We start from the raw sequence: 22,665 nt of genomic DNA, 5'->3' as shown, positions 1-22,665 counted from the left end.
TCCTCTAATCTTGCGCTAAAATAAACTCACTTACTATTTTACCAAAAAAATGTGGTTGTTCCACATGAACTGTATGCCCAGCATGCTCCGCCAAAATGAATTGACTTCCTTTCAGCTCCTGCTGCATACGTTTGCCGATATGGCAGAACTTTTCATCAAGCGTTCCGCAAATGAACAAAACAGGCAAATGAATATGCTTTAATGCCTTCCAAACAGACGGCTGTGAACCTGTTCCAATTCCTTCTAAGCTGCGAGCCAGCCCATGAGGATTGGCTTTCAGTCTTCCCTCTCTCAGCTCAGTCTGCCTTTCGGCTGATAAAGTTTTCTGCGAAGCAAACAAAGGAATGCTTTCCCAAAAATCTACAAAATTCACTAAGCCTTCATGTCTAATTTTTTGAGCGAGCTGATGATCATGCTTCAGTCTTACCATCCGCTCTTTAAAAGTGCGTAGCCCTGGAGACGTACTCTCAAGGATCAATTTATTGACACGATCTGGATAACGAGCGGCAAATGATAAAGCAATACGTCCTCCCATAGAATATCCGAGAATATTCACTTTGTGAAGCTTTAATTGGTTTAAAATCTCTGCAAGATCTGCCAGCTGCTGAGACATTGCATATCTTCTCACACTTTCTGGCGAGTCCGTACGCCCATGTCCAAGCAAGCTGACCTGAATCAGTCTTGTATTCTCCAAATAAGCATTTAAGAACGTCCAAGACGCTGCACTTCCAGTGAAGCCGTGTAAGCATAGTGTGGCATTTGCTACCGAAGGGTTCTGGTCCACCACTTCGTACGCTACCCCATCACGCATTCTTATGATGAGAGAAGGCATTCTTTTTTCACTTCTTCCAATATGTCATCCATCATTTGACGATGCTTGTCTACACGGGAATGACGATCTGTTTCAATTTCAATTAAATGAAGCCCAGGTTCATCGATGTGTGCCATATACACATCATGTAACTCTTGTTTCGTTGCCGGTTTCGAATAGGTTCCCCCATATAACTTCGATGCATACTCAAAATTCAGTCCTGTCGGCGTACCGAAGAGCTTTTCATAATACGGTTCATCAGACGCCTGCGGAAGGAAAGAAAAGATACCTCCCCCATCATTGTTTATCAAAACAACTGTCAGCGGAATGTCCATCAGTTTAGTTGCAAGCAGACCGTTCATATCATGGTAAAATGATAAATCTCCAATGACTAAAGTAACTGGCTGCTTTAAAGCTGCATACGTGCCAAGTGCTGTGGATACAACGCCGTCAATGCCATTTGCTCCGCGATTCGCCATCATTCGAAAAGGCTTTGACTGAGTTTCAAAAAATGTATCTACATCACGAATTGGCATACTATTTCCGATAAAAAGGACACTCTCCTTTGGCAAGAGGTGCTGAAGCTGACGGTACACATTCCCCTCGAAAGACAAATCCTCATCTGAATAGCGGGCTGCATGCGTTCTAAATGAAGAATTAGCATTCTGCCAGCGGTTTAAGAAACTTGTCTCCTCACGTTTTTCTGCTTGATTTAATGCTGCTTCTACAAAAGCAGAGACAGTACTTTCAATGACGTATGAAGCACTTAATCCAGGATCACGGAAGCCTCCGGCAGCATCTACAACAATCTGCTTCACTTCCGCATGTTTTTCCAGCCACTTGAATAAGGGCTTAGACACAGGCATCGGGCCAAAACGAATAACCATATCCGGCAATAGATGCTGCTGCAATGCTTCATCTTTCAATAAAGAATCATAAGCATCGATAATTAGCTCTTCATTCTCATGCCCGTTGCGCAAAAGAGAAAGCGGGTCAGCTAAAACAGGAAAATGCAGGGCTTTCGAAAGGCGTAAAACTGCCTCTTTTTCTTCCTGTGTATGAAGTTCACCAGCCACAATCATTCCCTTTTTGGTTTGGTTCAAGACGGTCACGATTTCAGACATCACTCGATCATTTGGGAAAGCCTGACCTGATGCTAATACCTTTTTCGTGTCTGCTTCTTCTCGCGCGAAAGGATCAATAGTCAGATCAGGAAGCAATGGTTCTCTCAGAGGGACATTGACCTGAACAGGCCCCTTTGGCTCCTGCATCGACATGTGATTTGCTCTCGCGGCTGCCGTCTGAACATAACGAAGCATCGTTTGACTTTCCTCTGGCAACGCTAAGTCTGTGAACCATTTAACAAACTTACCGAATAAGAATTGCTGATCAATCGCTTGAGGTGCCCCAACTTCCCTCAATTCGTGCGGCCGATCAGCAGTTAAAACAATAAGAGGTACACGAGAATAATGCGCCTCTACAATGGCTGGATAAAAGTTAGCAGCTGCTGTACCTGATGTACAAATAAGCAGCACTGGTGATTGACTTGCTTTTGCAAGACCAAGGGCATAAAAAGCAGCAGACCGTTCGTCCACTAAAACATGGACATGGATGTCTTGATGAGCAAGGGCCAGCATCGCAAGCGGAGTTGAACGAGAACCTGGACAGACAACTGCCTCTTTCACACCACCTTGGACGAATTCATCCATCAATCTGCCTATATATCTTGTCATGATGTGATTATTCAATAGGATGACCTCCAAGAGCAGACAGCATTGGTCTTAACTTCACTTGTGTTTCCTCATACTCCTGCTTTGCAAGGGAATCCTCTACAATTCCGCAGCCAGCGAACAAACGAACACGATCTTCCTCAATAAGACCTGACCGAATGGCTACAGCAAATTCTCCATTATCCTGAGAATCAATCCAGCCTACCGGCGCTGCATACCAGCCGCGCTTGAGCGGTTCGATTTCACGAATCACTTCAACCGCCTTTTCCTTAGGATATCCGCCTAATGCCGGCGTCGGATGAAGCTGCTCAATTAATGAAAAGAGGGAACAGCTGCTTTTGATTTCTCCCACAATCGGTGTAAACAAATGCTGAATGTTTTTTGTTTTATAAAGACTTGGTTGATTTGGTTTATGCACGTGAAGGCAATTCGCTTCAAATGCTTGCTCAATCATATTGACGACAATTTGATGTTCAATCAAATTCTTCTCATCATGCAGCAATTCCTCGCCTAATGCGTGATCCTCCGCTTCATCTTTTCCGCGAACAATGGAACCTGCTAAACAGGATGAAAAGACCTCTCCGCCGCTTTTTTTCACTAAGCGCTCCGGCGTGGCTCCGACAAATGCTTGTCTTCCTTGTTCAACCGCAAATACATAACTCGTTGTTTGATGCTTTAATAATTCTGCTAATAGTGGAGCGAGTTCAATTTGATTTTTATAGTGAAGCAAGACTTCTCTTGCTAAAACAACCTTTTCATATTCGTTTGCACGAATGTGGTCTGTCGCTTCTTGGATCGCCTTCATCCATTCCTTCACATCCAGCTCTTCCATATGAACAAGTTCAGCTTGTCCACCAGTCCGTACTGGCAATGTCTCGAAATTAGAGGCTTTTTGTTCTAATTCCTGAATAAGCTGATGAACATTCCCGTCCACCTGCTTCCACTCATTAATCGTAAGAAAACTGCCTTCTTTTGAGACAGTCAGCATGATCGATGGCACAAAAAAATGAGCCTCTCCAAATGCTTCCCAATGACACGCCTTCTCTTCATACGGATCAAACGAGAATCCTCCAAATAAAAGCGGACCAACAGCCGCTTGCTTTAACTCCTTCTCATCATGAAAATGGAACATGTGCTGCTTGAGCTGTTCCCATTCTTGATGGACTATATCGAATCGTTCCTTGCCTTGCTCAGATGATTTAATGACGGCCGCTCTGCCAAGTCCAGAAAATATCATTTGGCTTTCTGGATCAGACCAAAAAAACCGCTCGCCTAAAAAATCCGCTTCGCCGCTTTGGAAAAAGGCAAGAGGATCCAGATCGTCAACTCTTCTGGAGTAGCTTATCAAAACAGCATGGTTGACGTTATTCGCTTCTTCTAATGTCGCAAGCGCTTCCTGCCGGAAAGTACTTTGCACTGTTGTCACCATGATACATTCCTCCAAAATCCATGAAATAACATAAAAAAATAAAACCATCATGAAAAAATACATGAACATTCGAATATGTCGAATGACCTGCTTTTCTATTATAAACCTTAACAGATGAACTTAGTAAAGAAAACAGCTTTTAAAACCTCGAATCCTTATTATATCACGCTTTCAAGATTTTTTCGCTCCTGCTTATTGAAACGAGAGCATCTAAGGTAAAATGGCAGGACCTGTTCTAAAACAAGCTTTCCTTCGATATGGCAACGATTAGCAAACATCTTTTTCCCGTTTCATCGCATCAATATATTGACACCTTTTTGAACTTTGCTAAACTGGAATTTGGACGTGTACGTATTTTTTTATTTAAAGGAGTATATTTTATGCAGCATCAATCGATATCAGATCAGCTTTCACCAATTAAGCCTGATAAAAACTGGCGAATTTGGTGGAATTTACTACGACCGCATACACTAACAGCGGCATTTATTCCCGTTACTTTAGGAACTGTTTTAGCACTTCCAAGTGGTCAAATACATGTTGGGCTATTTTTAGCCATGCTGTTTGCATCTATGTTTATCCAAATCGCAACAAACATGTTTAATGAGTACTTTGATTATGTTCGCGGGCTCGACAACGAGAAATCTGTCGGCATTGGCGGAGCCATTGTAAGAAACGGTGTGAAGCCAAAGACAGTCCTCAGCCTCGCTTATGCACTATTTGCGCTTTCTTTATTACTTGGGGTGTATATTTGCATGATGTCTAGCTGGTGGATTGCACTAATAGGACTTATTTGTATGGCAGCAGGCTATTTCTATACTGGCGGCCCTGTACCAATTGCATATACACCGTTTGGAGAACTTGTTTCAGGTGCTTTTATGGGATTAGGAATCATCCTGATTAGTTTCTATATCCAAACAGGCACACTGACGTCTAAAGCTGTTCTCGTCTCACTACCAATTTCTATTTTAGTTGGTGCCATCTTACTGTCGAACAATATCCGTGATTTAGACGGGGATAAGGAAAATGGACGAAGAACACTTGCCATTCTTGCTGGACGTAAAGCTGCAGTGAACATTTTACTTTCCATGTTTTTGGTATCATATGTACTCATTTTTGTTTATATCTTCACAGATATCGTCGGTGCTTGGAGTCTTCTTGTTTTACTCAGTGTGCCAAAAGCCTATACAGCCATTAAAGAGTTTAAGCAAAAAGAAAAACCGATTGAATTAATGAATGCCATGAAATCTACAGCTCAAACCAATACATTTTTTGGTTTTCTGCTGACGATTGCTTTGATCTTACAATACTATATCGCGTAACAAAGAACGCCTGCAGCCGCAGGCGTTTTTTTATAAGGAATTGCTTCAAATTGGAACTAGTCTTACATATAAAATTGCTCATACTAACAATATGTTTGATATGAAAGGATGATCGCTTTGTTGTCTAAAGACGAATTACATCATTTGAAGCAGCGCCTTCTCGATGAAAAGAAAGAACTAGAAGCCAAAAGCCATGACGATGAACAGAAAGTATCCTTTCCTTACGATTCGGTCGGTGAATTGTCTGCCTATGATAACCACCCGGGTGATCAAGGGACAGAGCTGTTCGAGCGTGGGAAAGATATTGCTTTAAACAGCTTGGAACATGAACATATGTTAGACATCAATGAAGCACTTCAAGCCATTGCAGACGGCTCTTATGGTCTGTGCAAGATCTGTAAAGCGCCTATTCCAAAGGAACGCTTAGAAGCCTTGCCTACTGCCGTCACATGCACAGAGCACTCAAAAGAACAGACCGTTTCACAAAACCGTCCGATTGAAGAGGATTTATTAAGTCCGCCAGCGGGACAATTTGAAAATGAAGAAAGTGCTGCGTACGATGGAGAGGATGCCTACCAAGACGTAGAACGCTACGGAAACTCTGAGACCCCGTCTGATATGGAATTCCCTCCTCTGACATACGATGATGTGTATACACAATCAGAAGATGAAGATTATGTGGAGGACTATGAAGGGTTCGCAGCTGCTGATATTGAAGGAAAAGCCAGCAAGGTGTATCCGAACAAAGCACACGAGGCCTATGAAAAAGCATTAGACGAAGAAGGTGTCATGACGGTATTTGGTGACTTGAAACCGTACGAGGAAGAACCTTATACAGAAGAAAATCATTAGTCCCCTCATATTGGGGGCTTTATGTTTATATCATGTAATTATTGGGAAATCACTTTAAGAGTGAATTTGATTGGAGGAGATTCTTGATGGCTAGAAAAAGTATCATTTGGGCGATTGTCGTCTTCTTTATTACATACGCACTATTCTCTATTGCCGGATTCTTGTTCCCCATCGACAGAGAATGGTATGACGCATTGAATAAACCAGAATGGACGCCTGGTGGCGGTGTGATTGGTGCTGTATGGGCTGTCTTATTTGCGCTCATCTCATTGTCCGCAGCGATCATTTATGGAAAGTATGGATTTCAAAAAATCACTTTACCATTTTGGATTCTTTTCCTTTTAAATTATGTATTCAATCAAGCCTTTAGCTTTTTTCAATTTACACAAAAGGATTTATTTACCGCTACGATCGACTGCCTGCTCGTTGCACTGACAGCACTCGCACTTGTTATCGTCTCACGTAAACTAAGCAAAGTCGTTCCAATTTTGCTGATCCCTTATGTCTTATGGGGCTTCTTTGCGACATACTTGTCTTATACGATCTATTCCATGAATTTGTAAAAAAAGACCGCTATCATGGCGGTCTTTTGTTTTGAAAAAAATAAAAAAAGAGATCTTTGACAAGATCTCTTTTAAAAATGACCCGTACGGGATTCGAACCCGTGTTACCGCCGTGAAAGGGCGGTGTCTTAACCGCTTGACCAACGGGCCAGAACAATGGCGGAGAAGGAGGGATTTGAACCCTCGCGCCGCTTGCGCGACCTACACCCTTAGCAGGGGCGCCTCTTCAGCCACTTGAGTACTTCTCCATTTGGCTCCGCAGGTAGGACTCGAACCTACGACCGATCGGTTAACAGCCGATAGCTCTACCACTGAGCTACTGCGGAAGATCATGGTGGGCCTGAGTGGACTCGAACCACCGACCTCACGCTTATCAGGCGTGCGCTCTAACCAGCTGAGCTACAGGCCCATGAACAGATATACAAATGGAGCGGGTGATGGGAATCGAACCCACGACATCAGCTTGGAAGGCTGAGGTTTTACCACTAAACTACACCCGCAAAAATATGTATGGGGCGATTGATGGGAATCGAACCCACGAGTGCCAGAGCCACAATCTGGTGCGTTAACCACTTCGCCACAACCGCCATACTATGAATATTTTTTTATAAAAGTGGCTCGGGACGGAATCGAACCGCCGACACACGGATTTTCAGTCCGTTGCTCTACCAACTGAGCTACCGAGCCAAGTATTCTTTTGAAAAATGGCGGTCCGGACGGGACTCGAACCCGCGACCTCCTGCGTGACAGGCAGGCATTCTAACCAACTGAACTACCGGACCATTTTGGTTGCGGGGGCAGGATTTGAACCTGCGACCTTCGGGTTATGAGCCCGACGAGCTACCGAACTGCTCCACCCCGCGATGATATGGGTTTTAAAAAATATGGCGGAGGAAGAGGGATTCGAACCCCCGCGGGCTTTGACACCCCTGTCGGTTTTCAAGACCGATCCCTTCAGCCGGACTTGGGTATTCCTCCGTATAGATGGTGGACCTTGTAGGACTCGAACCTACGACCGGACGGTTATGAGCCGTCTGCTCTAACCAACTGAGCTAAAGGTCCTTTATAGCGGCGGAGGGGATCGAACCCCCGACCTCACGGGTATGAACCGTACGCTCTAGCCAGCTGAGCTACACCGCCATGATCAAAATAAACTTTTATAAAGTGGAGCCTAGCGGGATCGAACCGCTGACCTCCTGCGTGCAAGGCAGGCGCTCTCCCAGCTGAGCTAAGGCCCCATAAAAGATGGTCGGGAAGACAGGATTCGAACCTGCGACCCCTTGGTCCCAAACCAAGTGCTCTACCAAGCTGAGCTACTTCCCGATCTTAATGGCGCGCCCGAGAGGAGTCGAACCCCTAACCTTTTGATCCGTAGTCAAACGCTCTATCCAATTGAGCTACGGGCGCTTATTTATAATGCCGAGGGCCGGACTTGAACCGGCACGGTAGTCACCTACCGCAGGATTTTAAGTCCTGTGTGTCTGCCAATTCCACCACCCCGGCGTGGATGGTATAAGCGGAAGACGGGATTCGAACCCGCGACCCCCACCTTGGCAAGGTGGTGTTCTACCACTGAACTACTTCCGCATTACAGGATTTCTTTATTTTATTTGGCAATGCGGGTGAAGGGACTTGAACCCCCACGTCATAAAGACACTAGATCCTAAGTCTAGCGCGTCTGCCAATTCCGCCACACCCGCATGAAACATGGTGAGCCATGAAGGACTCGAACCTTCGACCCTCTGATTAAAAGTCAGATGCTCTACCAACTGAGCTAATGGCTCGCTTTAAAAGCGACTTGTCTATCTTACCATATGAAAGTGGTGCCGGCAAGAGGACTTGAACCCCCAACCTACTGATTACAAGTCAGTTGCTCTACCAGTTGAGCTACACCGGCTTTATCTATCCTAACATTATGTAAGAATAAATATGGTGGAGGATGACGGGCTCGAACCGCCGACCCTCTGCTTGTAAGGCAGATGCTCTCCCAGCTGAGCTAATCCTCCACTATGTAGGAATCTCTCGATCCGACAAAGATTATTATATACAGGTTTTAATCATTTGTAAAGGCTATATTAAAAAAATTTTATTTCAATTTTCATTGCGTATTTCTTTTAACAAATGATCGTCATATCACCTATTCATACAGCTGCTGTTCAACGTTCAGCAGCTGAACTTCTCTCCTCTATATTCTCTTTAAAAACGTTCAATTCCTTCAGAAATATTAGCAGTCTCTCATTTTTATACTTGAATGATATAGGTATCTCTTTAGGCGTAAAGCATTTATAGAAATCGAATAGGCTTACACATCTTCAATTTAATGAAAGATATATGGAGTGCCCCTATATAAGCTCATACTCTGTCTCTCTATTGTTTTTTATAGATAAGTTTTTATGCGATAGGCGCTTTTTCTCTTTATGTCCAAGTGTTTCACACGCTGTTTTTAGACATAAGATGATGGAACGAGCTGCTGTCTCAATACATTAGCGATGATTACGTCATGATTGAACGCTACATGGAGATTGCAGAAGAGAAGTTCCCAGCATACATCATGATGCTGTTAGAAGAAAAAACAAAAAAGACCAGTTCCGTATGGAACTGATCCTTATAGAAGCTTGGCGGCGTCCTACTCTCACAGGGGGAAACCCCCAACTACCATCGGCGCTGAAGAGCTTAACTTCCGTGTTCGGTATGGGAACGGGTGTGACCTCTTCGCTATCGCCACCAAACCTGATGGAGAGAATGTTCTCTCAAAACTAGATAACAATGTTCAAACTTCACATTAGAATATAGGTTAAGTCCTCGATCTATTAGTATCTGTCAGCTCCACGTGTCACCACGCTTCCACCTCAGACCTATCAACCTGATCATCTTTCAGGGATCTTACTTCCTTGCGGAATGGGAAATCTCATCTTGAGGGGGGCTTCATGCTTAGATGCTTTCAGCACTTATCCCGTCCGCACATAGCTACCCAGCGATGCCCTTGGCAGAACAACTGGTACACCAGCGGTGCGTCCATCCCGGTCCTCTCGTACTAAGGACAGCTCCTCTCAAATTTCCTGCGCCCGCGACGGATAGGGACCGAACTGTCTCACGACGTTCTGAACCCAGCTCGCGTACCGCTTTAATGGGCGAACAGCCCAACCCTTGGGACCGACTACAGCCCCAGGATGCGATGAGCCGACATCGAGGTGCCAAACCTCCCCGTCGATGTGGACTCTTGGGGGAGATAAGCCTGTTATCCCCGGGGTAGCTTTTATCCGTTGAGCGATGGCCCTTCCATGCGGAACCACCGGATCACTAAGCCCGACTTTCGTCCCTGCTCGACTTGTAGGTCTCGCAGTCAAGCTCCCTTGTGCCTTTACACTCTGCGAATGATTTCCAACCATTCTGAGGGAACCTTTGGGCGCCTCCGTTACATTTTAGGAGGCGACCGCCCCAGTCAAACTGCCCACCTGACACTGTCTCCCTGCCCGATAAGGGCAGCGGGTTAGAAGGTCAATACAGCCAGGGTAGTATCCCACCGATGCCTCCACCGAAGCTAGCGCTCCGGTTTCCAAGGCTCCTACCTATCCTGTACAAGCTGTACCAACATTCAATATCAGGCTGCAGTAAAGCTCCACGGGGTCTTTCCGTCCTGTCGCGGGTAACCTGCATCTTCACAGGTACTATAATTTCACCGAGTCTCTCGTTGAGACAGTGCCCAGATCGTTGCGCCTTTCGTGCGGGTCGGAACTTACCCGACAAGGAATTTCGCTACCTTAGGACCGTTATAGTTACGGCCGCCGTTTACTGGGGCTTCAATTCGCACCTTCGCTTACGCTAAGCGCTCCTCTTAACCTTCCAGCACCGGGCAGGCGTCAGCCCCTATACTTCGCCTTACGGCTTCGCAGAGACCTGTGTTTTTGCTAAACAGTCGCCTGGGCCTATTCACTGCGGCTTCTCGGGGCTTTAACACCCTAAGAAGCACCCCTTCTCCCGAAGTTACGGGGTCATTTTGCCGAGTTCCTTAACGAGAGTTCTCTCGATCACCTTAGGATTCTCTCCTCGCCTACCTGTGTCGGTTTGCGGTACGGGCACCTCTCACCTCGCTAGAGGCTTTTCTTGGCAGTGTGGAATCAGGAACTTCGCTACTAAATTTCGCTCGCCATCACAGCTCAGCCTTTACGGGAAACGGATTTGCCTATTTCCCAGCCTAACTGCTTGGACGCGGATATCCAATACCGCGCTTACCCTATCCTCCTGCGTCCCCCCATTGCTCAAATGGTGAGGAGGTGGTACAGGAATATCAACCTGTTGTCCATCGCCTACGCCTTTCGGCCTCGGCTTAGGTCCCGACTAACCCTGAGCGGACGAGCCTTCCTCAGGAAACCTTAGGCATTCGGTGGACGGGATTCTCACCCGTCTTTCGCTACTCATACCGGCATTCTCACTTCTAAGCGCTCCACCAGTCCTTCCGGTCTGGCTTCACAGCCCTTAGAACGCTCTCCTACCACTGTTCGTAAGAACAGTCCGCAGCTTCGGTGATACGTTTAGCCCCGGTACATTTTCGGCGCAGAGTCACTCGACCAGTGAGCTATTACGCACTCTTTAAATGGTGGCTGCTTCTAAGCCAACATCCTGGTTGTCTAAGCAACTCCACATCCTTTTCCACTTAACGTATACTTTGGGACCTTAGCTGGCGGTCTGGGCTGTTTCCCTTTCGACTACGGATCTTATCACTCGCAGTCTGACTCCCAAGGATAAGTCATCGGCATTCGGAGTTTGACTGAATTCGGTAACCCGGTAGGGGCCCCTAGTCCAATCAGTGCTCTACCTCCGAGACTCTTACCTTGAGGCTAGCCCTAAAGCTATTTCGGAGAGAACCAGCTATCTCCAGGTTCGATTGGCATTTCACCCCTACCCACACCTCATCCCCGCACTTTTCAACGTGCGTGGGTTCGGGCCTCCATTCAGTGTTACCTGAACTTCACCCTGGACATGGGTAGATCACCTGGTTTCGGGTCTACGACCACGTACTCATGCGCCCTATTCAGACTCGCTTTCGCTGCGGCTCCGCATCTTCTGCTTAACCTTGCACGGGATCGTAACTCGCCGGTTCATTCTACAAAAGGCACGCCATCACCCGTTAACGGGCTCTGACTACTTGTAGGCACACGGTTTCAGGATCTATTTCACTCCCCTTCCGGGGTGCTTTTCACCTTTCCCTCACGGTACTGGTTCACTATCGGTCACTAGGGAGTATTTAGCCTTGGGAGATGGTCCTCCCGGATTCCGACGGAATTTCACGTGTTCCGCCGTACTCAGGATCCACTCTGGAGAGAATGACATTTCAGTTACAGGGCTGTTACCTTCTTTGGCGGGCCTTTCCAGACCTCTTCGCTTATATCATTCCTTTGTAACTCCGTATAGAGTGTCCTACAACCCCAAGAGGCAAGCCTCTTGGTTTGGGCTGTTCCCGTTTCGCTCGCCGCTACTCAGGGAATCGCATTTGCTTTCTCTTCCTCCGGGTACTTAGATGTTTCAGTTCCCCGGGTATGCCTTCTCATACTCTATGTATTCAAGTATGGATACTACTCCATTACGAGCAGTGGGTTTCCCCATTCGGAAATCTCCGGATCAAAGCTTGCTTACAGCTCCCCGAAGCATATCGGTGTTCGTCCCGTCCTTCATCGGCTCCTAGTGCCAAGGCATCCACCGTGCGCCCTTTCTAACTTAACCATTTCTTACTTTAGAAAGAATCACTATGTGTGATGAACTTTGCATTGCATTCAATGTGAATGTATTACTTATTGTTATCTAGTTTTCAAAGAACAATCCTGTCTCGCTAGAGACATGTTTTGAAGGAATGATCCTTCAAAACTAAACAAGACGAAAACGTACGCTGCTCCATATATCCTTAGAAAGGAGGTGATCCAGCCGCACCTTCCGATACGGCTACCTTGTTACGACTTCACCCCAATCATCTGCCCCACCTTCGGCGGCTGGCTCCATAAAGGTTACCTCACCGACTTCGGGTGTTGCAAACTCTCGTGGTGTGACGGGCGGTGTGTACAAGGCCCGGGAACGTATTCACCGCGGCATGCTGATCCGCGATTACTAGCGATTCCAGCTTCACGCAGTCGAGTTGCAGACTGCGATCCGAACTGAGAACAGATTTATGGGATTGGCTAAACCTTGCGGTCTTGCAGCCCTTTGTTCTGTCCATTGTAGCACGTGTGTAGCCCAGGTCATAAGGGGCATGATGATTTGACGTCATCCCCACCTTCCTCCGGTTTGTCACCGGCAGTCACCTTAGAGTGCCCAACTAAATGCTGGCAACTAAGATCAAGGGTTGCGCTCGTTGCGGGACTTAACCCAACATCTCACGACACGAGCTGACGACAACCATGCACCACCTGTCACTCTGTCCCCGAAGGGAAAGCCCTATCTCTAGGGTTGTCAGAGGATGTCAAGACCTGGTAAGGTTCTTCGCGTTGCTTCGAATTAAACCACATGCTCCACCGCTTGTGCGGGCCCCCGTCAATTCCTTTGAGTTTCAGTCTTGCGACCGTACTCCCCAGGCGGAGTGCTTAATGCGTTAGCTGCAGCACTAAGGGGCGGAAACCCCCTAACACTTAGCACTCATCGTTTACGGCGTGGACTACCAGGGTATCTAATCCTGTTCGCTCCCCACGCTTTCGCTCCTCAGCGTCAGTTACAGACCAGAGAGTCGCCTTCGCCACTGGTGTTCCTCCACATCTCTACGCATTTCACCGCTACACGTGGAATTCCACTCTCCTCTTCTGCACTCAAGTTTCCCAGTTTCCAATGACCCTCCCCGGTTGAGCCGGGGGCTTTCACATCAGACTTAAGAAACCGCCTGCGAGCCCTTTACGCCCAATAATTCCGGACAACGCTTGCCACCTACGTATTACCGCGGCTGCTGGCACGTAGTTAGCCGTGGCTTTCTGGTTAGGTACCGTCAAGGTGCGAGCAGTTACTCTCGCACTTGTTCTTCCCTAACAACAGAGCTTTACGATCCGAAAACCTTCATCACTCACGCGGCGTTGCTCCGTCAGACTTTCGTCCATTGCGGAAGATTCCCTACTGCTGCCTCCCGTAGGAGTCTGGGCCGTGTCTCAGTCCCAGTGTGGCCGATCACCCTCTCAGGTCGGCTACGCATCGTCGCCTTGGTGAGCCATTACCCCACCAACTAGCTAATGCGCCGCGGGTCCATCTGTAAGTGACAGCCGAAACCGTCTTTCATCCTTGAACCATGCGGTTCAAGGAACTATCCGGTATTAGCTCCGGTTTCCCGGAGTTATCCCAGTCTTACAGGCAGGTTACCCACGTGTTACTCACCCGTCCGCCGCTAACATCCGGGAGCAAGCTCCCTTCTGTCCGCTCGACTTGCATGTATTAGGCACGCCGCCAGCGTTCGTCCTGAGCCAGGATCAAACTCTCCGAGGTATGCAGGATGCATATCACACATGCGTTGCTACACGATGTAGCGAACTTAGCATGTGATCACTTCCTGCCTCGCCAGTTTGACTGACTACCTATGAAGTATCATAGGATTTTTTTATAAAAACTTGAATTAACAGGTACGTTTTGTCTTGTTTAGTTTTCAAAGATCATCTTCATCGTCTCTCAGAGGCGACTTTATTAATATAACATTCTATCAAGATAAAGTCAACAACTTTTTTCTTAATGTTATTTATCAACCGCGCTGTTTCAGCGGCGAATACAAATATAACACCTTTTAAAAGAAGAAACAAGTATTTTTTCTAAATAATTTATTTTTCCTTATCTCTTCCTATATATTGATACAAATGCTGCTCATCTCGTGAATTGTCTATTGTTGATCCTGCAGGTCTTTAGTATATTTATAATAGATTGAAACTAAATAACCGCAGGGGGAGCTTTGTGCTGAGAGTGAACATTCGTTGTTCTGACCCTTTGAACCTGTCAGTTAATACTGAAGTAGGAATGTGGAATCACTTGAATACATACGGTGTATTCAAATCGATATGTTTTTCTATGAATAACATACTCATCCTTACACGGTCTCTCCTTGCTCAATTCATGAAAAAGGAGATTTTTTATGCAGCAATCAAATCAATTGGTACGACTGATGGAAATCGCGATTATGACTTCACTTGCACTTGTATTAGATTACTTATCAGGTCTCTTTTTAAGAATGCCCAATGGCGGTTCTCTTGCGCTGATTATGATTCCCGTCATTCTCATGTCTATTAGGTGGGGGATATCTACTGGTTTTATAATTGGTGTGTTAATCGCAGGTCTTCAGCTGATGAATAGCCCGATCATCGCTACACCTGTTCAAGGATTCCTCGATTATTTCGTTGCATCTGTTGTCATTTCTTTAAGCGGCCTGTTTTCTGGATTGATCAAAAAAGCCATTCAGGATCAAAAGCGAAAGCAGCAATTCATCTATATTACCTTAGCTGTTTTTGTTGCTAGTTTCTTCAGGCTGCTGACGTTTTTTATTTCCGGCGTCGTTTTCTTTTCTCAATATGCACCGAAAGGAACGCCAGGATGGGTCTACTCTTTAATTTATAACAGCACATATATGGTTCCTTCATTTATTATTTGCAGTATCGTCCTTTGTATACTCATCCCAAGTGCATCCCGTTTGGTTTTTCCTCATCAAAAATAACCGGCTGATTACAGCTGGTTATTTTTTTATGCATAATTTACCGCTCTATGGAATCTATTAATAATAGAAGATTTCATGCTGGAGGTACGACAATGAGCCCTTACTCCATTATGCTTTGCTGTTATATTCTCAGTCTTGCTTATTTCTTGGCAGGTTTCTATGAAGCTTTAAAAATAGCAGGCGTGAAAGGAAAAGTAGAAGCTTCACCGTTTATTTCTTACATGTTGCTTGCTGTGCTTTTCACTTTTTTCTCTCATTATTACTGGAAGCTAACGATTTAATTCGTTGTACATGGTTATTCAATTTAGACAGCTCCCACCCATATCCTATTTCATTATGGTTTTCGCCAGCCAGCTCGAACTGGCTGGTAACGACATTATGAGGTTGAAGCTTTTGATAAAATTGTTTTGCCGAATTTTGTTCAAACACCCATAGCATCAACCTCTGATACCCTTTTTCTATTAAATAATCCACCCCTTTTGCAATTAAAGCAATACCCGCACCTGATTTCTGTTTCTCTTGTAATAAATAGATGGCATAAAGCTCTCCATCATATGTAGAATAACGTTCGTCACGTTGTTTTCCGAAAGAAGCAAAACCAAATACACCATCCGCATCTTCTGCGACAAACGTGCCTTCAAGCGATCTTTTTCTCCAGCTCTCTTCCTTCTCTTCAATGTTTAAACCATCTAAATACTCCTGCGAAATAATCCCTTGATAAGTCGTCTGCCAGCTTTTCACATGTATTTCGGCGATTTTTGGAATATCTTGATGTACAGCATGTCTCACCTTCATCCGCGCCACTCCTTTTAGTTTTTTTCACCCTATCTTCATTATGATAAATTCCTATTATGTAAAATTCAATGACCGACGTTTTGTCAGCATACCTTTTAATGATTACAGAAAAAAGTGACACCTTCTGATAGAAGGTGCCTTTTGATTTTATTCTTCTATTTGATGATCGGCTTTTTCGATTTTTCTTGGTTGTTTGATTTCGTTTGTCAGCTCTTGAATGCTTTGCTTCACATTGCCTTTGCCAGAAAAGTTCTCAATAATTTCTTTCACATCAATTCCAGAGGATGCTTTCAGGCTTTCTTGCAGACTGGACATGAGGTTTGTAGCATAGCCAGTGACTTTATTGGCACCGCTGCCTTCCCCGTTACCGCCCGTATCCACAACAGTAATTTTATCAATGTTAGAAAGTGGTGCAGATACTTGCTTCGCATATTCAGGTAGCATTTTCACAATCATATCAAGAATCGCTGCCTGACCATACTGTTCGAATGCTTCCGCAATTTTCTCTTTCGCTTCAGCTTCTGCAAGTCCTTTTAGTCTAATGACTTCTGCTTCTGTTTCCCCTTTCGCACGATCCGCTTCCGCTTTGGCAAGCCCGTCAATACGGACTTTCTCAGCTTCTGCCTTGGCCATTGCTTCAATGCTGTATTTCTTTGCGTCTGCTTCAGCAAGACGTTTCGCTTTTTCCGCCGCAGCCGACTGCTCAACAGCATAACGGTCCGCATCTGCTTTCTTTTTCACTTCAGAATCGTATTGACGTTCACGACGCTGAATCTCTTTTTCTTCTAATTCAATTTGCTTCTGACGCTCAATGATTTTGACTTGCATTTCTTGTTCAGTTACGTGCTGACGGTTTCGAGCTGTTTCTAGATCGTACGCTTGGTCAGCACTTGCTTTCGCTGTATCCTGTTCACGTCTGAATTCTGCTCTTTTCAGCTCATTGATCTTTTCTGCTTCAGCGATTTCAGTAGCACGCTCAAGCTCAGATTTCTTCGCATCTTTATCTGCTTCGGCACGTTTGATACGTGTTTCTTTATCTGCTTCAGCTGTTGCAATATCTGCATCACGTTTTACTTGGGCAATTCTTGGTTTACCTAGTGATTCTAAATAGCCATTTTTATCACGAACATCTTTAATCGTAAACGAGACAATGACGAGACCCATTTTCGCTAAATCTTGAGAAGCGACACGTTGTACTTCTTGTGAGAATTTCTCTCTGTTTTTATAAATCTCTTCAACTGTCATTGATCCTAAGATTGAACGAAGGTGGCCTTCTAGTACTTCTCTCGCTTCGTTTTCGCGGTCTTCTTTTGTTTTCCCTAAAAATTGCTCTGCAGCAGTCGCGATTTCTTCAATCGATCCGCCAATTTTAATGATGGCCGTTCCGTCCGCCATGACAGGCACACCTTGTTCGGTATAGACTTCAGGCGTTGAAACATCTAGCTTGCTAGATAGTAAGCTGAGCGGCTCTGCTTGTTGAAAGACTGGAAGCACAAAGGTACCGCCGCCTCTTACAATCTTAATCTTGTTTCCACCTTCATCCACGTGGACATTTTTACTTCCTAGATAACTTCCTGTGACGATTAACGCTTCATCTGGACCTGCTGTCCGGTATTTAGAAACAAATACACCAATAAGTGCAATAAGAATCACTAGCACAATTCCAATGATAACTAAAATAGTTGTTCCTGGCATAGCATTCCCTCCTAGATTTCTTCATTTGGTATAACAGATAAGACGCCTTTGTTCACTTCGACAACTAGCACACGGGTTCCATATGGAATCTCCTCTTGGTCGAAACTGACAGCTGGCTTTGAGATTTTCCCGCTATTACTGATTAACAGCACTTCTCCAAACCCGTCTTTTGGAACAGATACAATGATCTCCCCAGTTCTTCCTTTTAAATCGGCCTCCGTATAAGAGAGAGATTCTTCAGCAGAGGAAAGCGGGACTAGTACAAATACATTCAAACAGGTCACAAGGATCACTGCGAGGATGGCAGATAATACTGCGCCAAGTCCACTTCCGACAATTGCTGTTTTTTCAGAGATAAACCCTCCAGCCGAGAAAAAGGTAAGAAATGCGAGGATCAATGTTGGTTGAAGGAATGGAACAGGAATCGCTTCAAACATTCCATCAAATACATCACCGAAAAAGACGAAAACAAGTGTCAGGATTCCTGATATCATTAATATGTATAAATACAGCGTCTGAAGAGGCAGCCCGAACACATCCATCTTCCTCACCCTTTCTTCATGAAATGAACATCTTTTGTTTCATTTAGACCACACTCACCTCCAATGTATTCCTTCTAACAGGTAATACGAACCACTTTTGTAAAGGTTTCATATTTCATCACAATTCTTCAAAGGGATTTTCGGATAGCTCAAGAATGATTGTCATGTACCATTATGTTAAAATTTGATCTTGAGGTGATGAAGAAAATGAGTTTATTACATGATGCAAGACAAGAATTGTGGCACGAGCTGCAAGGTTTGAGCGAAGAACAATTGAACCAAAAATTATCTGATGATACTTGGAGTATTCAAGAGGTAACAGATCATTTAAAGAAAATGGACCTAGTTGCAGCAAAACATCTAGCTGCTGAGGGGAAAAAAGCACCGATCAAAGAATATGAACCAAAGCCAGTGGAAATGGCAGAGGATCGTTCAAAAAAAGCCACTGCACCTAGTATTGTTGCGCCTGAGCGCAAGCATGTGACACCTACACATTTAAAAGATGAGCTCGATACAGCACGTGAGAAGCTCAATCAAATTTTATCAACATTTACTGAGGAAGATTTCAAACGCGTCATTGCACACCCTGTGTTTGAAGAGCTATCCCTCAAGCAATATCTTGATTTTATCGGCGCACACGAAAAACGCCATATTCATCAAATCAAAGAAATTAAAGAACAACTATAGACATAAAAAAGACTCCCTTATGGGAGCCTTTTTTCATTATTATACCGTTTTAGGCGTTAACTCAAAGCAGCGAGCATAAATCCAGTTGTACGCTTTTTCGTTTAAATCTCTTGAGTTTCCAACGGTTTGCGGATCTTTCATCGCTTCTTTAGATAAACGATCAATCATATCTTTTGATACACCTTGTTCTTCTAATGAAGGAACTTCTAAATCTTCTACTAAATCATACATCCAGTTCACAGCTGCTTTGGCTGCTTCCTCTGTTGACATTCTGCTTGTATCAATACCAAACGCTTTCGCAATTCGAGCGAATTTTTCCGGATACCCTTTCCAGTTATACTCCATCACTGGTCCCATCATCGCTGCAACACACTGACCGTGCGCTACAGGAATAATGCCTCCGAGTGTTTGACTCATCGCATGTGCAGCTCCTGCTGATTCACTTCCATAAGAAAGCCCGGCAAGCATCGCAGCTTGTGCCATTCCATATCTGGCTTCTAAGTCCTCGCCATCGGCAAAGGCACGGCGAATATAATGAGCAGCATATTCAATCGCCATGAGCGCTACCGCATCTGTAATGGGCTGAGCAAATTTCATCGTATAGCATTCAATAGCGTGCGCAAGCGCGTCAATTCCAGTCATTGCAGTCACATGAGGCGGCATGGATACATGAAGCTCTGGGTCAATCACTGTAAGATGAGCTGCAATGAGAGGACCACCTGTATTGAATTTGAATTCTCTTTCTTCATCAGTAATGACCGCCCACTGCGTTACCTCTGAACCTGTACCAGCTGTTGTCGGAATAGTAGTTAAAGGCGGGATTCTATATTCAAGCGTTTTTTTCCCCTCTGCTGCTTCGTAATCAAGGACTGAGCCTTCATGAGTCGCCTCTACTCCGATTGCTTTTGCTGTATCCATTGAACTGCCGCCGCCTACTGCGACTAATCCATTACAGCCTTCTTTTTCATATAAAGCAGATCCTTCGTTCACTAGACGGACTGGCGGATTTGGCTCTACTTTATCAAATAGAACGACATCGATTTGCGCTTCTTTTAATGAAGCAATTACTGGGTCCACCACGCCGGCTTGATAAATACCAGGGTCTGTTACAAGCAATACCTTTGAAACGCCGTACGCTTTCACTTCTTCCCCAACATGTTTCACTGCACCAATGCCGTGTTTGATGACAGTTGGAATTTCAAATGTATGGAATTTCTGCATGCTTTCAATTTTCATATTTAGTGTCATAATGTTCTCCTCCAAATGCGTAATTTTTATTTAAACCAATGAACCGCTTCAGGTTTTGTATTTCGATATACATGCTTCAGCTCGGTATATTCCTCAAGTCCCGTGCGTCCTAATTCGCGCCCAATGCCTGATTGCTTGTAGCCACCCCAAGGTGCTTGAGCGAAATAAGGATGGAAGTCATTGATCCAAACCGTGCCCAATCTTAATTGACGAGCCACTCTTTCGGCCTTGCTGATATCAGAAGACCACACAGCTCCTGCTAATCCATAAATCGTATCATTTGCCAGCTTGATGACTTCTTCCTCTGTACGGAAGGATTCGACTGTCAGGACGGGTCCAAAGACTTCTTCCTGAACAATCCGCATATCTGACGTGCAGCCTGAGAAAATGGTCGGCAAGTAGAAGAACCCATTTTGCAGCTCCTCTGCGTCAGGTCTTTTTCCGCCTGTCTCTAACTTAGCGCCTTCTTCTAAACCGATGCTGACGTATTTTTCTACTTTTTCTCGATGCTCAGCTGAGATGAGCGGCCCGCTCTGGGTGTCTTCATCAAAGCCGTTGCCTAGCTTGATTTTTTTCGTACGCTTCACCAGTTCTTCTAAAAATTCATCATGAATAGATTCTTCCACCAGCAAACGTGAACCTGCTGAACACACTTGCCCTGCGTGGAAAAACACAGCATTCATTGCCTGGTCAACCGCTACGTCTAAATCAGCATCTTGAAACACAATATTCGGATTCTTTCCGCCAAGCTCAAGGGCTATTTTTTTCACATTCCCGCTGGCTCCCTGCATAATTTTCTTACCTGTTTCAATACCGCCTGTAAATGAAATCAGATCTACTTGATCATTCACAGCAAGCTCATCTCCAACCGTTGCCCCAGGTCCAAGCACTAGGTTTGCAACGCCTGCTGGAACGCCCGCTTCTTCCATGAGTTTAAATACTTTTATTGTGGTAAGTGGTGTGATTTCACTTGGCTTTAGAACGATTGTATTTCCCGCCGCAAGAGCAGGAGCGATTTTCCAGCTTGCTTGAAGCAATGGATAGTTCCAAGGAGTGATTTGTCCGCATACACCGACAGGCTCTCTGACTAATTCACTTTTCGAGTTTGGAATTGGTGATGCAATGATTTCCCCGCCATCTTTATCAGCCAGACCTGCGTAATATTGGAACACGTTCGCAATATCGTCCATATCTGCTTTGCTTTCCTCTAATGTTTTGCCTGTATCAAGCGATTCCAATTTGGCTAGTTCATCAAGATCACGTCTAATCAATTCAGCTATCTTAAACACAATATTTCCTCTTTCAAGTCCAGGCAGGTTTGCCCAGTCCCCTTGATCGAAGGCTTTTCTCGCTGCTTTAATGGCTAGCTGCGCGTCATTTCTAGATCCTTCGCTGACTGTCGCGATCACTTCTTGATTGAACGGATTGATGATATCCCGTGTGTCGGTACTTTTAGCGCCAACCCATTGTCCGTCTATAAATAGTGTTTGACTCATAGAAGGAACCTCCTCTGATTCTTTTCGGTAAGTTTGTTAAATAAAAATTTAACGTTTTTAACATAATTAACTTAACATGTTCAAATTTTTCTGTCAAAGGGAGATATGCTTCATTTATTTTGACATTTTGTATTCTTCCGTTAACATATAGTCCATAAAGATTTTTTTGAACGGATTGAATTCTCTTAATAGAAAGCAGGGACAAGATGAAAAAGCAGGAACAGCCCCAAGCAGAAGATCGTATTTTAGCTGCTAAAGATCTAGTCATTGATTCCATAGCTGAAACGATGGATCTCTATGGCATTACACGAAGTGCAGGTATTCTATACGGAACGATGTATTTAAATGAGGAAATGACGCTGGATGAAATGCGTGAAGAGCTGCAAATGAGTAAGCCGAGTATGAGCACGGGTGTGAAAAAGCTGCAAGACATGAATATTGTCAAAAAGACGTTTCACCGTGGCCGAAGAAAACACAGCTTTGTTGCGGAAAAAGACTTTTTTAAGTTTTTCACGAACTTCTTTCCACAAAAATGGGAACGTGAGGTCGAGGTCAATTTAGCGGCAATTGAAGAAGCGCAAGAGCGGCTTCAAGAGGTGGCGCATGATGATCAGCTGGAGGAACATGTAAGAGAAGAAGCGCAGCAGCTCATTGAGCAGCTTGAAAGCTCAAAGGCCTATTATGACTGGCTGAGACGACTAGCCCATTCTGTTCATTCTGGTGAAATCTTTGACTATATTCCGATTGAGCAGAAAGAAAAATAGACGATGTGTTTACGTTTTACAGCTTGAATTTCACAGGAGGATTGATTATAATAAATTATGTCGTCATACCTC

Annotated in this window: 14 protein-coding genes, 21 tRNA genes, 3 rRNA genes and 1 riboswitch; of the genes, 6 read left to right on the top strand and 32 right to left on the bottom strand. The window is 44.8% G+C overall.

Going from position 1 to position 22,665, the window contains the following annotated elements:
* Positions 1–4 precede the first annotated feature (4 nt).
* The 3 genes from menH to NSS92_RS00180 are packed head-to-tail and all read right to left on the bottom strand — an operon-like array spanning position 5 to position 3,970.
* On the bottom strand, positions 5–832 hold the full coding sequence (gene menH / locus NSS92_RS00190) for a 2-succinyl-6-hydroxy-2,4-cyclohexadiene-1-carboxylate synthase (protein ID WP_340866710.1): 828 nt from the start codon (positions 830–832) through the stop codon (positions 5–7).
* Positions 814–2,559 carry a 2-succinyl-5-enolpyruvyl-6-hydroxy-3-cyclohexene-1-carboxylic-acid synthase gene (gene menD / locus NSS92_RS00185; RefSeq protein ID WP_340866709.1) on the bottom strand — a complete coding sequence of 582 codons (1,746 nt, stop codon included), beginning with the start codon at positions 2,557–2,559 and terminating at the stop codon, positions 814–816. The genes menH and menD overlap by 19 nt, the downstream gene beginning before the upstream one ends.
* Positions 2,552–3,970, bottom strand: a complete 1,419-nt coding sequence (locus NSS92_RS00180) for an isochorismate synthase (RefSeq protein WP_340866708.1) — start codon at positions 3,968–3,970, stop codon at positions 2,552–2,554. Before NSS92_RS00180 ends, menD begins: the two co-directional genes overlap by 8 nt.
* Positions 3,971–4,350: 380 nt before the next feature.
* Between NSS92_RS00180 and NSS92_RS00175 the strand changes: the two genes are divergently transcribed.
* From NSS92_RS00175 to NSS92_RS00165, 3 genes are all read left to right on the top strand, one after another.
* A complete protein-coding gene (locus NSS92_RS00175; protein ID WP_267588054.1) occupies positions 4,351–5,289 on the top strand; it encodes a 1,4-dihydroxy-2-naphthoate polyprenyltransferase in 939 nt (312 codons plus the stop codon).
* A 117-nt stretch (positions 5,290–5,406) separates the two neighbouring features.
* The gene (locus tag NSS92_RS00170; RefSeq protein WP_340866707.1) at positions 5,407–6,141 is read left to right on the top strand and encodes a TraR/DksA C4-type zinc finger protein; all 735 of its coding nucleotides are present in this window, start codon (positions 5,407–5,409) and stop codon (positions 6,139–6,141) included.
* 86 nt (positions 6,142–6,227) lie between these two features.
* Complete coding sequence (locus tag NSS92_RS00165) at positions 6,228–6,704, top strand: TspO/MBR family protein (RefSeq protein WP_340866706.1); 477 nt, start codon at positions 6,228–6,230, stop codon at positions 6,702–6,704.
* 78 nt (positions 6,705–6,782) lie between these two features.
* On the opposite strand, the gene NSS92_RS00160 is transcribed toward NSS92_RS00165, so the two are convergent.
* The 24 genes from NSS92_RS00160 to NSS92_RS00045 form a co-directional block, all read right to left on the bottom strand.
* Positions 6,783–6,854, bottom strand: a tRNA-Glu gene (locus tag NSS92_RS00160).
* A 7-nt stretch (positions 6,855–6,861) separates the two neighbouring features.
* Positions 6,862–6,952 (bottom strand) — tRNA-Ser (locus NSS92_RS00155).
* A gap of 3 nt (positions 6,953–6,955) precedes the next feature.
* Positions 6,956–7,030: transfer RNA gene (locus tag NSS92_RS00150), tRNA-Asn, on the bottom strand.
* A 6-nt stretch (positions 7,031–7,036) separates the two neighbouring features.
* Positions 7,037–7,113, bottom strand: a tRNA-Ile gene (locus NSS92_RS00145).
* Between the two features lie 17 nt (positions 7,114–7,130).
* A tRNA-Gly gene (locus NSS92_RS00140) sits at positions 7,131–7,204 on the bottom strand.
* Positions 7,205–7,215: 11 nt separating this feature from the next.
* A tRNA-His gene (locus NSS92_RS00135) sits at positions 7,216–7,291 on the bottom strand.
* Between the two features lie 27 nt (positions 7,292–7,318).
* Positions 7,319–7,391, bottom strand: a tRNA-Phe gene (locus NSS92_RS00130).
* Between the two features lie 18 nt (positions 7,392–7,409).
* Positions 7,410–7,486, bottom strand: a tRNA-Asp gene (locus NSS92_RS00125).
* A gap of 4 nt (positions 7,487–7,490) precedes the next feature.
* Positions 7,491–7,567, bottom strand: a tRNA-Met gene (locus NSS92_RS00120).
* 22 nt (positions 7,568–7,589) lie between these two features.
* Positions 7,590–7,682: transfer RNA gene (locus NSS92_RS00115), tRNA-Ser, on the bottom strand.
* A 7-nt stretch (positions 7,683–7,689) separates the two neighbouring features.
* Positions 7,690–7,766 (bottom strand) — tRNA-Ile (locus NSS92_RS00110).
* A gap of 4 nt (positions 7,767–7,770) precedes the next feature.
* Positions 7,771–7,844: transfer RNA gene (locus tag NSS92_RS00105), tRNA-Met, on the bottom strand.
* Between the two features lie 25 nt (positions 7,845–7,869).
* Positions 7,870–7,942 (bottom strand) — tRNA-Ala (locus NSS92_RS00100).
* A gap of 8 nt (positions 7,943–7,950) precedes the next feature.
* Positions 7,951–8,027 (bottom strand) — tRNA-Pro (locus NSS92_RS00095).
* Positions 8,028–8,034: 7 nt separating this feature from the next.
* Positions 8,035–8,111, bottom strand: a tRNA-Arg gene (locus tag NSS92_RS00090).
* Positions 8,112–8,121: 10 nt separating this feature from the next.
* A tRNA-Leu gene (locus NSS92_RS00085) sits at positions 8,122–8,207 on the bottom strand.
* Positions 8,208–8,219: 12 nt separating this feature from the next.
* Positions 8,220–8,291: transfer RNA gene (locus NSS92_RS00080), tRNA-Gly, on the bottom strand.
* Between the two features lie 30 nt (positions 8,292–8,321).
* Positions 8,322–8,404, bottom strand: a tRNA-Leu gene (locus NSS92_RS00075).
* Positions 8,405–8,412: 8 nt separating this feature from the next.
* Positions 8,413–8,488 (bottom strand) — tRNA-Lys (locus NSS92_RS00070).
* Between the two features lie 37 nt (positions 8,489–8,525).
* Positions 8,526–8,601: transfer RNA gene (locus NSS92_RS00065), tRNA-Thr, on the bottom strand.
* 33 nt (positions 8,602–8,634) lie between these two features.
* A tRNA-Val gene (locus NSS92_RS00060) sits at positions 8,635–8,710 on the bottom strand.
* Between the two features lie 607 nt (positions 8,711–9,317).
* Positions 9,318–9,433: ribosomal RNA gene (rrf, locus tag NSS92_RS00055) — 5S ribosomal RNA — on the bottom strand.
* 61 nt (positions 9,434–9,494) lie between these two features.
* Positions 9,495–12,425, bottom strand: a 23S ribosomal RNA gene (locus NSS92_RS00050).
* A 182-nt stretch (positions 12,426–12,607) separates the two neighbouring features.
* A 16S ribosomal RNA gene (locus tag NSS92_RS00045) occupies positions 12,608–14,156 on the bottom strand.
* Together the 16S, 23S and 5S rRNA genes form the textbook arrangement of a ribosomal RNA operon.
* 435 nt (positions 14,157–14,591) lie before the next feature.
* Positions 14,592–14,693, top strand: a riboswitch (TPP riboswitch).
* Positions 14,694–14,790: 97 nt separating this feature from the next.
* Here NSS92_RS00045 and thiT point away from each other — a divergent pair.
* Complete coding sequence (gene thiT, locus NSS92_RS00040) at positions 14,791–15,366, top strand: energy-coupled thiamine transporter ThiT (RefSeq protein WP_340866705.1); 576 nt, start codon at positions 14,791–14,793, stop codon at positions 15,364–15,366.
* A 240-nt stretch (positions 15,367–15,606) separates the two neighbouring features.
* Here the strand turns inward: thiT and NSS92_RS00035 are convergent, their stop codons facing one another.
* From NSS92_RS00035 to NSS92_RS00025, 3 genes are all read right to left on the bottom strand, one after another.
* Positions 15,607–16,161, bottom strand: coding sequence for a GNAT family N-acetyltransferase (locus NSS92_RS00035; RefSeq protein ID WP_340866703.1), 555 nt, complete (start codon positions 16,159–16,161; stop codon positions 15,607–15,609).
* 147 nt (positions 16,162–16,308) lie between these two features.
* On the bottom strand, positions 16,309–17,856 hold the full coding sequence (locus NSS92_RS00030) for a flotillin family protein (protein ID WP_041085252.1): 1,548 nt from the start codon (positions 17,854–17,856) through the stop codon (positions 16,309–16,311).
* An 11-nt stretch (positions 17,857–17,867) separates the two neighbouring features.
* Positions 17,868–18,398 carry a hypothetical protein gene (locus tag NSS92_RS00025; protein WP_267586489.1) on the bottom strand — a complete coding sequence of 177 codons (531 nt, stop codon included), beginning with the start codon at positions 18,396–18,398 and terminating at the stop codon, positions 17,868–17,870.
* Positions 18,399–18,605: 207 nt separating this feature from the next.
* Here NSS92_RS00025 and NSS92_RS00020 point away from each other — a divergent pair, with 207 nt between their 5' ends.
* A complete protein-coding gene (locus tag NSS92_RS00020; RefSeq protein ID WP_186318693.1) occupies positions 18,606–19,085 on the top strand; it encodes a DinB family protein in 480 nt (159 codons plus the stop codon).
* A 39-nt stretch (positions 19,086–19,124) separates the two neighbouring features.
* Here NSS92_RS00020 and NSS92_RS00015 read toward each other — a convergent pair whose 3' ends face one another.
* Together NSS92_RS00015 and betB are read right to left on the bottom strand one after the other, a co-directional pair.
* Positions 19,125–20,333, bottom strand: a complete 1,209-nt coding sequence (locus NSS92_RS00015) for an iron-containing alcohol dehydrogenase (RefSeq protein ID WP_340866701.1) — start codon at positions 20,331–20,333, stop codon at positions 19,125–19,127.
* A 26-nt stretch (positions 20,334–20,359) separates the two neighbouring features.
* Positions 20,360–21,829, bottom strand: a complete 1,470-nt coding sequence (gene betB, locus NSS92_RS00010) for a betaine-aldehyde dehydrogenase (protein ID WP_340866700.1) — start codon at positions 21,827–21,829, stop codon at positions 20,360–20,362.
* A gap of 206 nt (positions 21,830–22,035) precedes the next feature.
* Here betB and cudC point away from each other — a divergent pair, with 206 nt between their 5' ends.
* Entirely contained in the window at positions 22,036–22,593 is a 558-nt protein-coding gene (gene cudC, locus NSS92_RS00005) for a choline uptake/conversion transcriptional regulator CudC (RefSeq protein WP_048237231.1), read from the top strand.
* Positions 22,594–22,665 lie beyond the last annotated feature (72 nt).

This window comes from Bacillus sp. FSL M8-0166, assembly GCF_038008825.1.
In the GTDB taxonomy this organism is placed as follows: domain Bacteria; phylum Bacillota; class Bacilli; order Bacillales; family Bacillaceae; genus Bacillus; species Bacillus safensis.
The sequence above is the reverse complement of the archived record's forward strand: the minus strand, read 5'-3'. Positions and strand labels throughout refer to the sequence as shown.

Coding starts and splice junctions, on each gene's coding strand:
- menH (WP_340866710.1), bottom strand. CDS start 832: ATGCCTTCTCTCATCATAAGAATGCGTGATGGGGTAGCGTACGAAGTG.
- NSS92_RS00180 (WP_340866708.1), bottom strand. CDS start 3,970: ATGGTGACAACAGTGCAAAGTACTTTCCGGCAGGAAGCGCTTGCGACA.
- NSS92_RS00175 (WP_267588054.1), top strand. CDS start 4,351: ATGCAGCATCAATCGATATCAGATCAGCTTTCACCAATTAAGCCTGAT.
- NSS92_RS00165 (WP_340866706.1), top strand. CDS start 6,228: ATGGCTAGAAAAAGTATCATTTGGGCGATTGTCGTCTTCTTTATTACA.
- thiT (WP_340866705.1), top strand. CDS start 14,791: ATGCAGCAATCAAATCAATTGGTACGACTGATGGAAATCGCGATTATG.
- NSS92_RS00035 (WP_340866703.1), bottom strand. CDS start 16,161: ATGAAGGTGAGACATGCTGTACATCAAGATATTCCAAAAATCGCCGAA.
- NSS92_RS00030 (WP_041085252.1), bottom strand. CDS start 17,856: ATGCCAGGAACAACTATTTTAGTTATCATTGGAATTGTGCTAGTGATT.
- NSS92_RS00025 (WP_267586489.1), bottom strand. CDS start 18,398: ATGGATGTGTTCGGGCTGCCTCTTCAGACGCTGTATTTATACATATTA.
- NSS92_RS00020 (WP_186318693.1), top strand. CDS start 18,606: ATGAGTTTATTACATGATGCAAGACAAGAATTGTGGCACGAGCTGCAA.
- NSS92_RS00015 (WP_340866701.1), bottom strand. CDS start 20,333: ATGACACTAAATATGAAAATTGAAAGCATGCAGAAATTCCATACATTT.
- betB (WP_340866700.1), bottom strand. CDS start 21,829: ATGAGTCAAACACTATTTATAGACGGACAATGGGTTGGCGCTAAAAGT.
- cudC (WP_048237231.1), top strand. CDS start 22,036: ATGAAAAAGCAGGAACAGCCCCAAGCAGAAGATCGTATTTTAGCTGCT.